General features: G+C 30.8%; 9 protein-coding genes, 1 other RNA gene and 1 pseudogene. 9 read left to right on the top strand and 2 right to left on the bottom strand.

Going from position 1 to position 14,160, the window contains the following annotated elements:
• Window positions 1–3: 3 nt before the first annotated feature.
• Genes AJ936_RS05560 through fumC form a run of 4 tightly spaced genes read left to right on the top strand, consistent with a single transcriptional unit; the run spans window position 4 to window position 8,728 of the window.
• Entirely contained in the window at window positions 4–2,352 is a 2,349-nt protein-coding gene (locus tag AJ936_RS05560) for a nucleotidyltransferase (protein ID WP_044778859.1), read from the top strand.
• Window positions 2,353–2,355: 3 nt separating this feature from the next.
• Window positions 2,356–4,152 (top strand): glutamine--fructose-6-phosphate transaminase (isomerizing), encoded by a 1,797-nt coding sequence (gene glmS / locus AJ936_RS05555; protein ID WP_002871078.1) that lies wholly within the window; start codon window positions 2,356–2,358, stop codon window positions 4,150–4,152.
• Between the two features lie 2 nt (window positions 4,153–4,154).
• Window positions 4,155–7,280 carry a S8 family serine peptidase gene (locus AJ936_RS05550; RefSeq protein ID WP_070274169.1) on the top strand — a complete coding sequence of 1,042 codons (3,126 nt, stop codon included), beginning with the start codon at window positions 4,155–4,157 and terminating at the stop codon, window positions 7,278–7,280.
• Window positions 7,281–7,336: 56 nt separating this feature from the next.
• Entirely contained in the window at window positions 7,337–8,728 is a 1,392-nt protein-coding gene (gene fumC, locus AJ936_RS05545) for a class II fumarate hydratase (RefSeq protein WP_002854099.1), read from the top strand.
• A gap of 28 nt (window positions 8,729–8,756) precedes the next feature.
• Here the strand turns inward: fumC and AJ936_RS05540 are convergent, their stop codons facing one another.
• Together AJ936_RS05540 and ruvB are read right to left on the bottom strand one after the other, a co-directional pair.
• Entirely contained in the window at window positions 8,757–9,800 is a 1,044-nt protein-coding gene (locus AJ936_RS05540) for an AI-2E family transporter (protein WP_002862038.1), read from the bottom strand.
• Between the two features lie 3 nt (window positions 9,801–9,803).
• The gene (gene ruvB / locus AJ936_RS05535) at window positions 9,804–10,811 is read right to left on the bottom strand and encodes a Holliday junction branch migration DNA helicase RuvB (RefSeq protein WP_002862037.1); all 1,008 of its coding nucleotides are present in this window, start codon (window positions 10,809–10,811) and stop codon (window positions 9,804–9,806) included.
• 90 nt (window positions 10,812–10,901) lie between these two features.
• Between ruvB and AJ936_RS05530 the strand changes: the two genes are divergently transcribed.
• From AJ936_RS05530 to AJ936_RS10700, 5 genes and pseudogenes are all read left to right on the top strand, one after another.
• Complete coding sequence (locus AJ936_RS05530) at window positions 10,902–11,312, top strand: hypothetical protein (protein WP_002783915.1); 411 nt, start codon at window positions 10,902–10,904, stop codon at window positions 11,310–11,312.
• Window positions 11,313–11,671, top strand: a transfer-messenger RNA (tmRNA) gene (gene ssrA, locus AJ936_RS05525).
• 215 nt (window positions 11,672–11,886) lie between these two features.
• Window positions 11,887–12,354 carry a C4-dicarboxylate ABC transporter gene (locus AJ936_RS10710; protein ID WP_070274168.1) on the top strand — a complete coding sequence of 156 codons (468 nt, stop codon included), beginning with the start codon at window positions 11,887–11,889 and terminating at the stop codon, window positions 12,352–12,354.
• On the top strand, window positions 12,323–12,559 hold the full coding sequence (locus tag AJ936_RS10705) for a hypothetical protein (protein ID WP_250578761.1): 237 nt from the start codon (window positions 12,323–12,325) through the stop codon (window positions 12,557–12,559). Before AJ936_RS10710 ends, AJ936_RS10705 begins: the two co-directional genes overlap by 32 nt.
• A 121-nt stretch (window positions 12,560–12,680) precedes the next feature.
• Window positions 12,681–14,153, top strand: a pseudogene (locus AJ936_RS10700) (autotransporter outer membrane beta-barrel domain-containing protein); the annotation flags it as partial.
• Window positions 14,154–14,160 lie beyond the last annotated feature (7 nt).

The following is a 14,160-nucleotide window of genomic DNA, read 5'->3' as shown; positions in this document are numbered from 1 at the left end:
ATTTTGTTAAATAAAGAATTAGAAATTTTTAAAAAAAATCTTAGTTCCTATACCCAAAGTTGTAGAAAATTTTTTCTTAAGCAAGGGGCGTTTAGTTTATATCATTCTAAAAATATGGATAATTTCATAAAAAAAGCTTATGATATAGTTCTTAAAGATTATTTTGATGATTTTTCACCTCCAAGTGATAATATCCCTTTTTGTGTTTTAGCAAGCAAAGCATATGCAAACAATAGTCTTTGTTTTAATGAAAGTATTTCTTTGATTTTTGTTTATAAAGATATTAAGGCTTTTCATTTAAAACCTATGATTAAGGCTTTTATTGAAATTTTAAATGATACACATTTGCAAATTGACTCTGTTATCTTAGAATTTAATGGACTTTATAATGCTAGCAATGAGCTTAAGACTTCTATAATACAAACTCGTTTCATATGTGGTTCTAGGATTTTATTTAAAGGGATTAAGACGAAATTTGAGAGTATTTTAGAAGAAAATAAAAATGATTTTGCCAAGCTTTTGCTAGAAAATTTTAAAGAATTTGATATTCCATTTATAAAGCAAGAATTTAATATCTTAAAAGATTTTGGCGGATTAAATCATTTAAGATTCTTAGAGAGTTTGCTTGTTCTTTTTAAGACTTCTCCAAAAAATTATGCTTTAAATTTTATAGATGAAAAAAATTTAAGCGAGTTGCGTTTAGCTGGAGATTTTTTACTTTCTTTAAAATCAGCGATGAATTTATTAAGTGCTAAAGATGAGGATGAGTTTTTACTTATTAATGTTCATGATTTGAGTGAATTAATGTATAAAAAAGCTAAAAAACATTTTGGAGCAAATGAGTTGTTGGTTCAAAAGGCTTTGCAAAGTATGCATACTATAGGTTTTTATACACACTTTCTAGCAAAGCAAATTCAAGATGGATTAAATCATACCCCTAAACAAGAGTATAAATTTAAAACTCTTATAGAAGTTTTAGAATACTTATTAAAACTTGAAGATAAAGAGGTTATTTTCGATCTTAACTTGGTTTTTGCCCTAAGAAGATTGAAATACGGTAAAAAAGATATAGAAAAAGCTTTAATACTTTTTGAGAAAATTTTTTATAAAAGGCATAGTTTTTGTGTTTTAAAACTTTTGCTTGATAGTGGAATTTTAAAAGATTTATGCAAGCCTTTTTGGACAGTTCGTTTTTTAAGTGATGAAGAAGGAAATTATAGTTTTGATGAGCAAGTTTTTCTTATGTTAAGTGAATTTGAAAAATACGAAGATGAGCTTGAGATACTCCAAAAACTTAAAACCGATGAAAAAATGATTTTAAAGCTTGTGATACTTTTAAGCGCTATAGAAAGTGAAAATGAAATTTCTTTAGCAGGCATATATAGAGCGTATTGCTCCAAATTTGATTTAAAGAATGAAATTTTAGAATGGGGTCTTAAAATATTTAAAAACAATAATGCCTTAAAAGATCTTGTAGAAAAAGAAGATATATATAATCCTATTGTTGTAAGTAGTTTGGTTTCTAAATTAGAAAATTTAGAAAATTTAGAGCTTTTATACACTTTAACTTGGCTAAAGGCTAAGGCTTTAAATTACAATGCTTTTTATTTTAGAGTTCTTGATAAACTTTTAGAAAATGCAAAACAAGGTTTTGAAGATGAAAATCTACTTGAAGAAAGCGCAAGAAGAGTAAAAAAAGAATTAACACTTAAAAGAAGTAAGATTTTTTTAGAGCAAGATGAAATTTTGCAAGATAAAATCATACATATCAAATCAAATCTTTTTATTATAAAAAATACTTTTGAAGATATTGTTATGATTTCTAAATTAGCCAAAGAAAATGATTTTAAATTTTGGTTTAGCAATGAAACAAATCTTAGTTTGCAAATTGTTGCACCACTTCATTTTAATATTGCCATTATTTTAAGTTCTTTAACAAATTTAAATCTTATTTTCATGAATTTTTTTGAACTTTTTGATGATAAAATTTATTTAAGATTTGAATATGATAATATTATCAGTGATGAACAAAAACTAAAACTTTGCGAGCTTTTAAATTCAAATCTTTCTGGTTTTAATTTGAAAAAAATTAAAAAGCCAATCATTAAAAAAGATGAGTTAAAATTAGACTTAAATTATTCTAAAATGTATGCCAAATTAGGTCTTAATACTAAAGATCAGCAGGGTTTAATGGCGTATTTGATGAATGTTTTTAATGAACTTGAACTTGTTTTATGTGCAGCAAAAATTCAAACCATAAGACAAAGGACGCGTAATATTTTTATTTTTCAAAAGAATGAAAAATTAGAACATAGCGAGCAAAAGTTAGTTAATTTATTAATAAGTGAGTAAAAAATGTGTGGAATTGTAGGCTATATAGGAAATAATGAAAAAAAACAAATTATACTAAATGGACTTAAAGAATTAGAATACCGTGGCTATGATAGTGCGGGTATGGCAGTGATGCAAGAAGGAGAGCTTAGTTTTTTTAAAGCTGTAGGAAAACTTGAAAATTTGGCGAATAAATGCACGGATTTTGAAAGTCAAGGTTATGGTTTTGCTATAGGTCATACAAGATGGGCAACTCATGGTAAGCCTACTGAAATCAATGCACATCCTCATTTAGGACAGTATTCTTGTGTGATTCACAATGGTATTATAGAAAATTATAAAGAAATCAAAGATAAACTTGAAAAAGAAGGCGTGAGTTTTTTAAGTCAAACCGATACTGAAGTTATTGTCCAGCTTTTTGAATTTTACGCAAGAAATTTGGGAGTTTTTGAAGCTTGGCAAAAAACCATCAAAGAACTTCGCGGTGCTTTTGCTACTTTGTTAGTAACAAAAAAAGATCCCAATCATGTGTATTTTGCAAAAAATGCTGCTCCTTTGATTATCGGTAAAAATGCAAATAAAGAATGGTATTTTTCTTCAGGTGATGCACCTTTGATAGGAAGTTGTGATGAGGTAATGTATCTTGAAGATTTAAGCTTGGGATACGCGAGTAAAGATGAGCTTGTTGTTTATGAAAATGATGTTTTAAAATCACTTTGTTTTTCTAAGCTTTCAGGCGATAAGGCTTATGCAAAAAAAGACGGCTTTCGTTTTTTTATGGAAAAAGAAATTTATGAACAAAGTCGCGTGATGAGTGAAGTTTTAATGGGACGTATTCAAGGCGATGAAGTCGTTTTTGATGAGCTAAACAATGAAGATTTAAGTCAAGTAGATGAAATCACGCTTTGTGCTTGTGGAACAAGCTATCATGCTGCAATGGCAAGTGCTTATTTGTTTGAAAGAATTGCTAAAGTTAAAGCTAAAGTAGAAATTGCAAGTGAATTTCGATACCGTGAAGCAATTATAAAAAAAGATTCTTTATTTATCGTTATTTCTCAAAGTGGAGAAACAGCAGACACTTTAGAGGCTTTAAAGATTGCAAAAGAGCAGGGCGCTAAGACTTTTGCAATTTGTAATGTGGATAATTCTAATATAGTACGTTTAGCACACCTAAGTCTTTTAACTCGTGCGGGCATAGAAAAAGGAGTTGCTTCAACTAAAGCTTTTGCCACTCAGGTTTTAACACTTTGGATGCTTGCTATTTTTATGGCGCAAAAAAGAAATTTAAATGTTTCTGCTGAAATTAAAGCGCTTTTACATACTCCAAATTGTGTGAGTGTAAAACAGGCTTTACATGAAAAAATTCATCGTTTATCCAAGCGTTATTTAGATGGACATGGCTTTTTCTTTATAGGTAGAGATGTGTTTTATCCTTTGGCCTTAGAAGGAGCTTTAAAACTTAAAGAATTATCTTATCTTCACGCTGAGGGTTATCCTGCAGGAGAGATGAAACATGGCCCTATTGCTCTGGCTGATTCTAAACTTTATACTATAGCTTTAATGCCAAAGCATATGCTTTATGAAAAAACAAAATCAAATGTTGAAGAGCTTATAGCTAGGGATTCTACAGTGCTTAGCATTTCGCCTTTAGAATTTGATTTGAGTGATGATTTTATAAAAACCAATGAGCAAGATCACTATATGTGTGAATTTTTTGAAATGATGATAATTACTCAACTTTTAGCAATGGAAATTTCTATAAGACTTGGTAATGATGTGGATATGCCAAGAAATTTGGCTAAAAGCGTAACGGTAGAATAGAAATGAAAAAATTTTTTTGTTTAACTTTCGTTTGTAAACTTTTTGCTTTAAGTGAATTTGAACTTCATCATATTGATAAAGTACATAAGCTAGGGTATAGTGGAGATACTATTATAATAGGTGTAGCCGATGATGCTTTTAATCAAGATCATATTAGTTTAAAGGATAAGATTTTAAAGTCTACTTATCCTACTGATACAGCTGGGAAACAGCTTATACCTGATTTGCAAAAATCAACACACGGAAGTCATGTAGCAGGTATAGCTGTTGGAGCAAAGATAGACGATAGTAAACCTTATGGAGTGGCTTATGGGGCAAAATTTTATGGAGCTGGGGTGTTTCCAAATGGCTCTTACACTCAAAATCCTAATATTTATAATTTTTTCAAAAATGTGAGTATTATTAATAATAGCTGGGGTATTAAATTTTATCCTTATTTTAATCTTAGGGCTTCAAATTCTGGATTAGTAGATTGTACTCAAACTAATCAAGGGAAAAGCTATAATATCTGTAATACTCCTTTGGAGTATGTTATGAAAGCAGATAAAGTTGCTAATGATATGATGAGGCTTAGCAAGGATAAGGGAGTATTAAATGTATTTGCTGCTGGTAATGAAGGAATTCTTAGCCCTGCTTTGCATGCGATTTTACCAAGTTATGATGAATCTTTAAGAGCTTGGTTGGCTGTTGGAGCTTTGGATGCAAATGAGATTACTTTAGAATCAGATGGGACTTTAACAATTAAAAGTCAAGGTTTGGCCGATTTTAGTAATGGTTTTAAGGGAGCTACGAATTTTTCTTTAGTTGCTGCTGGAGTAAATATTAATAATGTTGATTCAAGCACTAATGATAACTTTACAAAAAAAAGTGGAACTTCTATGGCAGCACCTATGGTGAGTGGAACAGCGGCACTGGTCAAGCAAAATTTCCCCTTTTTGGATGGTAAGCAAATTGCTGATATACTGTTAAGTACAGCAAATAAAAATTATAAGGCTCCAAAATTTACTGTTAAACAAGTAACCGATGGAACAAATCAACCTAAATTTCTTATTGTGTATATTTCGCAAGATCCACCTAAGATAGAAGATGAAATAAAACGGGATTTAAAACAGCTTTACAATGGAATGCAAGTTCAAGTTAATGGACAATGGATTGATTATAGTGATTATATTTGGGATAATAGAGATAGTGCGCAGTCGCAAAAACTTAATACTTCCACTATTAGTTCTATTAATGGAGTAGTTAGGGTTGAAAAAGAAGAATTATTTGGACAAGGAATTTTAGATGCACAAAAGGCGTTAAAAGGACTGAGTATTTTAGATGCAAACAGACTCAGTGACCAGGATGTATTAAAATATGATCAAGAACCTAATACAGCTTATTATACTATAAATACTGCAGGTTATGATGCTGAATTTTCTAATGATATTAGTCAAAGAAAATGGGATGAAAGTACTCATTTATCAAGCGCTATTAATAAACCTACACATTTAGCTAATCTTAACATAGGATTATCTAAAGAAGGTGAAGGTATTTTGATTATCAGTGGTCAAAATACTTATGAGGGTGCAACTTTAATCAAACAAGGAGAATTAAAGCTCAAAGGAAAAGTTAAAAATAATGCTTATGTAGAACAAGAAGCAATGCTAAGCGGTAATGGTATTGTAGGGCAAAATTTAAACAATAAAGGCATAGTTAGACCTGGAAATGAAGATTTGAGTGATTTAACCGTGCAAGGAACTTATACTCAAGAAGGAGTTGACTCTAAATTACAACTTGATTTTGGTAATTATAAAAATTCTAAACTGATTGCAAAAACTTATGATATTAAGAGCGGGAATTTAGAATATATTCCTTTACCTAAATACTATATCTTAAATAAGCCAGTGAAAATTAATTTAGGAGATTTGGAAAAAAGTTTATCATCTTTTAATCATGTTTTGGTGCAAAATACTTATGCTTTAAATTTTGACTTTGTTTTAAGTGATGATTTAGTGAGTATTAATAAAACCTTAATAAAACCTAATTTAAAACCCAATGCTTATGAAATTCCTAATACAAGCTTGGGAAATGCTTTAAGACAATTGCGATCTAGAGCAGACTTGAGTCGGACTTATCAGGAATTTTTTGCTTCTTTAGATAATGGAATAGATGTAAAGACTAAATTAAATAGAATAGAAGGTTCAGAGTATTTAAGCACTTTTAGTAATCATAATCAATCTAATTTGATACAAAATAACATATTGTTTACTCTTCATCCTCTTAATATTAATAATTTTGCACAAAACAATAATATGTTACTTGCTAGTGCTTATTTACCTAGAATTTTTAGTAATGAAGAATATTTTTGGCACCTTACTCCAAGCTATAAATACTATAAAGATAAAGATTTTTCAGGTCAAAAAACAGGTGCTAATATCTCTTTAGGAGAAAATTTCTCATCAGGCTTTTTAGCTTATGCTTTATCTCTTTCTAGCGCTAGATTTAATTTTAATAATGGTAGTGATTTGAAGAGTTATAATATGGACTTATTGTTTAATTATAACCATGATTTAGATTTTATAAAAATATTAAGTGGATTAGGTATAGGTGTAGGATTTAATACTCTTAATCGTTTTGTAGTAGAACAGCCAATTGAAGGCAAGTATAAAACATTGCAAACTTCAGCCCAGCTTGGTGTAACTAAAGATATTATTTTAGGTCAAGATTTTATTTTTAATCCTTTAATGTATTTTACACATAGTTTTTTTTATCAAGAAGATTTTAAAGAAAATAAAAGTCCTTTTGCTAAAAATTACGAAAGTTTAAAACATCATAGCATAAATGCAAATTTAGGTTTTAATCTTGCTAAAAATATAGAGCAAGATGATTATCAAGCTTCTTTTTCTAGTTTTGTAATTTTTGAAAAAAGAATTTATGGAAGAACTTTAGAAAATAAGGCTAGTTTTGTTGATTTTCCTATTGCTTTTATTCAAAAATATAAATTAAAAGATAATATTTTAAGTCAAGGTTTTAATTCAGAATTTTTATATAAAAACAATGTATTTTGGCAGTTTATGTTAATGAATAGATTTTCTCATAATGCCTATGAATTGCATTTAATGAGTTCAATAGGAAAACGTTTTTGAAAGTATTTATTTTTTTAGCTTATAATAAATAAAATTTTAATCAAAGGAAAAAAATTATGGAATACAGAGTTGAACATGATACCATGGGTGAAGTTAAGGTCCCAAATGACAAATATTGGGGAGCGCAAACTGAAAGAAGTTTTGAAAATTTCAAAATCGGTTGTGAGAAAATGCCAAAGGTTTTAATCTATGCTTTTGCAAATCTTAAAAAATCTTTAGCTTTAGTCAATAACAAACTTGGCAAACTTGATGATGCTAAAAAAAATGCTATAGTTCAAGCTTGTGATGAGATTATCGCAGGTAAATTTGATGATAATTTTCCACTTGCGATTTGGCAAACAGGTTCAGGTACGCAAAGCAATATGAATATGAATGAAGTTATTGCAAATCGTGCCACTGAAATCATGGGCGGGGATTTTCGCAAAGAAAAGCTTGTACATCCAAATGATCATGTTAATATGAGTCAAAGTTCAAATGATACTTTTCCAACTGCTATGAGTATTGTTGCGGTTGAGCAAGTAGAGAAAAAGCTCATCCCTGCGCTTGATGAGCTTATTGCAACTTTTGAAAAAAAAGTAAAAGAATTTGATGGTATTATCAAGATAGGACGCACGCATTTACAAGATGCTACGCCACTTACTCTAGCACAAGAATTTAGTGGATATCTTTCTATGCTTTTGCATTCAAAAGAGCAAATCATCGCTTCTTTACCAACTTTAAGAGAACTTGCCATAGGAGGAACCGCAGTAGGAACAGGGCTTAATGCGCATCCAGAATTAAGTCAAAAAGTAAGCGAAGAACTAACTCAACTTATAGGTACGAAATTTGTTTCAAGTCCAAATAAATTTCATGCTTTAACAAGTCATGATGCGATCAATTTTACTCATGGAGCTATGAAAGGTTTGGCTGCAAATTTAATGAAAATTGCAAATGATATAAGATGGTTAGCTTCAGGCCCAAGATGCGGTCTTGGTGAGCTTATCATCCCTGAAAATGAGCCAGGAAGTTCGATTATGCCGGGTAAGGTAAATCCTACCCAGTGCGAAGCTGTTACTATGGTTGCTGTACAAGTGATGGGAAATGATGCAGCTATTGGATTTGCAGCAAGTCAAGGAAATTTTGAACTTAATGTGTTTAAGCCTGTGATTATTTATAATTTCTTGCAAAGTCTTGATTTGTTGGCTGATTCTATGCATTCATTCAATATCCATTGTGCTGTAGGTATAGAACCAAATCGTGCAAAAATCGATCATAATCTTCATAATTCTTTAATGCTAGTTACCGCTCTAAATCCACACATAGGTTATGAAAATGCTGCTAAAGTAGCCAAAAATGCCCATAAAAAAGGTATTTCTTTAAAAGAAAGTGCAATGGAGCTTGGTTTGGTTAGCGAAGAAGATTTCAATAAATTTGTTGATCCTACTAAAATGATAGGCCCAAAAGCTTAAAACATAAAACTTGCCTTTTTAAGGCAAGTTAAATTAAATTCTTATCTTTTAAAATCACATACATTCTTAAAGTTGATACAAAAAAGGTTAAAATTGCAGGACCTAGTATAATACCCCAAAAACCAAAGGTTGAAATTCCTGCTATCATAGCCAAGAAAATTAAAAGTTCGTTGATTTTGGTTGGGGTTTTTACAAGTTTTTTGTTGATCCATTTGATGATTAAAGGTTTGATTAAAGTATCTGCTATAAAAGAAATTACAATTACAGAATAAATAAAAATAACAAGAGCTGAGTTAAGATTGTTTGAGGCAAATTCATAAAGACTTACAGGCACATAAATTAAAGCTCCTCCTATAGCAGGTATGAGAGAACTTACAGCAAAAATTACTCCCATTAAAATTCCATCATAACCATAAAACATTGTAATTAAACCAAAAAGTGCACCTTGAAATATTGCTACAATTACCATAGAGTAAAGCACAACAGCCATAACATTACCCACTTCGCTTAAAACATCATCGAGTTCTTTTTTATCAATGGGAATGATGGATTTAAGATAGATAACAAGTTCTGTTCCATATAGATTTGCAAAGAAATAAAATACGCAAATTAAAACCATATCTATAAGAAATTTAGCTCCTGATTTTGTAAAACTTGAAGCATAACTTAGAATTTGTTTAGAAATGCTATTTAAATCTATAGAAGCTAAAAATTCTTTGATTTTAGGTTCTAAAAAATTAAAGCTTTCAGGCAAGGTAAATTGATAGTTTTTGACATAATCAAGTGTTTGTGTGACTAAATTAATATCAAAATTTTTTAAAGCTTTGGCAAGTTCTATCATAGCATAAACAAAAGGTGCAAAGAAAAGCAAAACCATACAAGTTGTTGTAAGAATGGAAGCTAAAAATTTATGCCCTTTAGTAAGATTTAAAAATTTCGCATTGATATTTGAGGTAGCTACCGCCATTAAACTAGCTATGATAATTACAAGTAAAAAACCTTTAAAAAGATAAAGCAAAAGAAATAAAATAACTAAAATAAAGCTTATAAGAAAGAATTTTCCATTTTGCAAAATTTACTCCTCAAATAAAGTTTTTTCATAGTTTAATTTTAAAGCACTATAGCTTTTTGTACTAGCTATACGCCCTTTTGCAGTGCGTTCTATATAGCCATTAGCTAGTAAATAAGGTTCGATTACATCTTCTATGGTATTTTCATCTTCGCTTAAAGCCGCAGCAATGCTTGCAAGTCCGATAGGTTTTTGTTTAGCAGCAGTTAAAAGTTCAAGATATCTTAAATCCATCGCATCAAAACCAAGCTCATTCACTCCTAAAGAATTTAAGGCCTCATTAGCCCTTTTTTCTGTGATAATCTCTTCATCATTAACATCAGCAAAATCTCTTACCCTTTTTAAAAGCCTTAGAGCTATTCTAGGGGTTGAACGACTTCTTTTAGCGATCTCAAGTGCGGCTTTTTCTTCGCAAGTTTTATTAAGTTTTAAAGCTGCTTTTTGCAAGATGAGAGCAAGTTCGCTATCTTTGTAAAATTCTAATCTAAATTGCATACCAAAACGATCTCGCAAAGGATTACTAAGCATACCTGCACGCGTTGTAGCTCCTATAAGAGTAAATTTTGGCAAATCGATTTTTATGGTTTGGGCGGCTGGACCACTACCTATGATAATATCAAGGCGGTAATCCTCCATTGCAGGGTAAAGCACTTCTTCGATAGCAGGGCTTAAGCGATGAATTTCATCAATAAAAAGTATATCTCCTTCGCTAAGATTGGTTAAAATAGCGGCTAAATCCCCGCTTTTTTCTATCATAGGAGCGGCGGTTGTTTTGATATTTGCACCCATTTCATAGGAGATGATATTAGCTAGTGTTGTTTTTCCAAGTCCTGCAGGACCGCTAAAAAGTATATGATCTAAACATTCATTGCGTTTTTTAGCTGCAGCTATAAAGACATTTAAATTTTTTTTAATGCTTTCTTGACCTATATAACCATCAAAATTTGAAGGACGCAACGAAGTTTCGTAAGTTTCATCAAAGGAGTATTTTTCTATTTCTACTATTCTATCCATATCTTTGCTTATATTTTGGAAAAATTAAAATAAGATTTTAGCTAAAATTTGCTAGAATTTACATTAAACTTTAATGATTATGGTTTAAAAATGGGAATTTTAACAAAATTAGAATTAGATTATGAAATTGACGATATAGAAAAATTTTTACAATTTTTTAGAACCATGTGCGATAGGTTTGAACCTTTAATCATCAAGCTTGGAAGCGATAGTGTGCGTTATAAAGAAGCTATAAAAGAGCTTGAAACTTTAGCACACAATACCGCTTGGGCAGCAAGACGCTTAAATCTTGAAGAAGTGACTGATTTTTGCGTATTTTGCGAAGAGATGATGGCACAAGCAAATCGCTTTAACGGGCCTGCTAGTGATGAATTTACGGATTGGATGCTTTTGATGAGTGATCAGTTTGAAAAATATTGTCGTTCATATGAAAATGATGATTCTGTTTTAGCGGTTTTTAATCCTTTAATTGTTAATGTTCCAAATATTATTTCTAAATAAGGGAGCGACTTGGCTTCGACAGGAGTAAGTCTGCTTAGATGGCATGTCGCTTTGGGCAAAGCGTAAAAAGCCCAAATAAAATTAAACGCAAACAACGTTAAATTCGCTCCTGCTTACGCTAAAGCTGCGTAAGTTCAGTCGAGCCTGAAATTTAAGTCATACTATCTAGCTTAATTTTCGGTCATTTTTGATAGTGTAGCCTTGCGTTTGACAAGCGTTGAGGTGAAATAAAGTCTTAGCCTTGCTTTTGAGTTTTGGAAGATGAGCGAAGTAGGGTGAAGTAGTCATCTTTGCTAAGCATGTAGAGGTCTTTGTGGGATTATTTTTGGACAGGGGTTCGATTCCCCTCGCTTCCACCATCATGCTAATTTTAAGTAAATCATAAGTTTATTTCAAATTTTTAGAATTTTTTATATGAAGTTAAGATCGATTTATTACCCTTAAAACTTTGATATATTAAGTTTTATAATTTTTCATTAAAAATTTATAGTTTTATTTTTAAGCTTATTTAAAAAAAAAAAGGGGGGGGGGGTATAATTTTTCCTTCAGTTTAAATTTATTGAAGGAGAAACTTATGAAGAAAAATGCTTCGAGCAAGATATTGCTAAGCTTAGGTGCAGCAACTTTGCTTTATTCAGGTGCTTTTGCACAAGAAATCAATCTTACAGAGTCTTCAGATATAGGAAATTATTTTGAAGAAAATGGTAAGGATATCAATCTCAAAAATCCTGATAATTACAAAGGGCAAGATTTAAGTATTAAAATGGGCATTGGAGATTTACCAAGCGATGGCTCTGATAGTGCTGATTATCGATTGAACATTGATATCGGTAAAAACAATACTTTAAGCTTTAAACACAATAATGGCGACCATCCTGCTTATGTAACAAATTTAAATGCTACTGCTAAAGAGGTTAAAACAACAGATATAATTTTACAAGCTTTTGCACCTTCGGTGATTAATGGAGATTTAACTATGACTAGCTTAGGAGGTGAAGCCATTACCGAGGATGAAAAAAAGCTCAGGTATAATTCTTTATAATGGAACAGAAGGAAAAAGTGCTAATGATAGCTTAACTATAAATGGAAATTTTACCGCTAATGAAACTCTTTTTGCTACTTATGGAAATTTTGTTAAGGTAAATGGAACTGCAAATCTTACAAATTCAAATTTTGGACTTATCAAACGCTCTTATACAGACTTAGAAGCAAATAATGTAGTGATGGTCAAGCTAAAATTTCAATGAAGATATCTTAAAAGCAAAGAACAATGCAGGTGCATTACTTGTAAAATTTTTAAATGATTATGTTTCAACTGATCTTCATGGCAAAGATGAATTAGAAACAGGAGCTGTTATAGATATTAGCGATGAAGAGAAATATGGCGATGGAATAAAAGGCTTAGTAGATTATAAACTTAACGTTCAAAACTGCGGTGGCAATAAATGCTTAGTGATCAATGGAGGTGCTACTGCAGCGGCTAAAAATTTAACTAATCAAATCACAGTAGATATAGATGCTATAGATAAATTGCTTAAAAATGAATTTGATCCTAGTCAAGAAGAAGAATGGACAAAAGTTAAAGAAGCCCTTGAAAAACAAAAAGAAGAGCTTAAAAAGCTTCAACAAGAAGCTATGCAAAACGGCGGTAAAATCGATGATGAAAAATACGTTGATTTAGTAAATAAAAACTTAAATTTAAATCTTAGTGCTAATGATAAAGCTTCTATCCTAGCACTTCGTTCTATCACAGAACAATTAGGAAGTATAGGAGCAGATTTAGCAAGTAGAGAAGGTGTAAAACTAGCCCTACAAATCAAAAAAGACACAGACAATACAGGTAAATCTGTATCCAATCTCAATTCAGCTTCTAGTGCAGTAAATACCACTATGAATATTTCTAATGATGTTTCTATAGGTTCTCGTGTAGCAATGCTAAACAATCCTTTTGGAACTTATGCTTCTAAAATGAATGGCCTTAAATTTGCTGCTTTAGATAGTGATATGAGACCAAGCTATGTAAATGAATATACCAATAGTATTTGGGCTAATGCTTTTGGTGGTGCTAACATTATCGATGGAGATAGTGGTGCAATGTATGGTGCTACCGTAGGGGTAGATAAACAAGCTAATGATAATGTTTTATGGGGTGCTTATTTTACTTATGCAAATGCTAAAATCAAAGACAATAATTTAGAACAAAAAAGTGATAACTTCCAATTAGGTATGTATTCTACTATCAATGTAGCTCCACAATGGGAACTTAATCTTAAAGCTTATGCTCAAGTTTCTCCAACTAAACAAGACAATATTCAAACAGATGGTGCATATAACTCAGATTATACAAGCAAATTCTTAGGACTTAGTGCTAATGCAGGTCGTGTGTTTGACTTTAGTGATAATACTTTATTTATCAAACCTTTTGCAGGGATAAATTATTATTTTAGTTATACTCCATCTCATACAGAAAATGGTGCTATTGCTAAAGATATTGATTCTATGAAAAACAATTCTGTAAGTGTTGAAGTGGGTGCTGAATTTAGAAAATATATGAATGAAAACTCTTATATTTTTGTAACTCCAAAAATAGAACAATTTGTTATCAATAGTGGTGATGATTACACAGCTAACCTAGCTGTAAATAATGCTTTCTTTACTAGTGTAGAAGCTAACAACAAGAAAAAAACATATGGGCAAATTATCGTAGGGGGTAATATAGATTTTACAAATCAACTCAGTATGAATCTTGGCTTTGGTGCTAAACAAATACTAGCAGGTAAAGTAGATAATAAAAATGAAACTTACTTAAGTGGTCAAGTAGGACTTAAGTATAAATTTTAATCTTAAA

It is taken from the genome of Campylobacter sp. BCW_6877, from assembly GCF_001762445.1.
In the GTDB taxonomy this organism is placed as follows: domain Bacteria; phylum Campylobacterota; class Campylobacteria; order Campylobacterales; family Campylobacteraceae; genus Campylobacter_D; species Campylobacter_D jejuni.
This window is presented reverse-complemented; position numbering and strand designations above follow the sequence as displayed.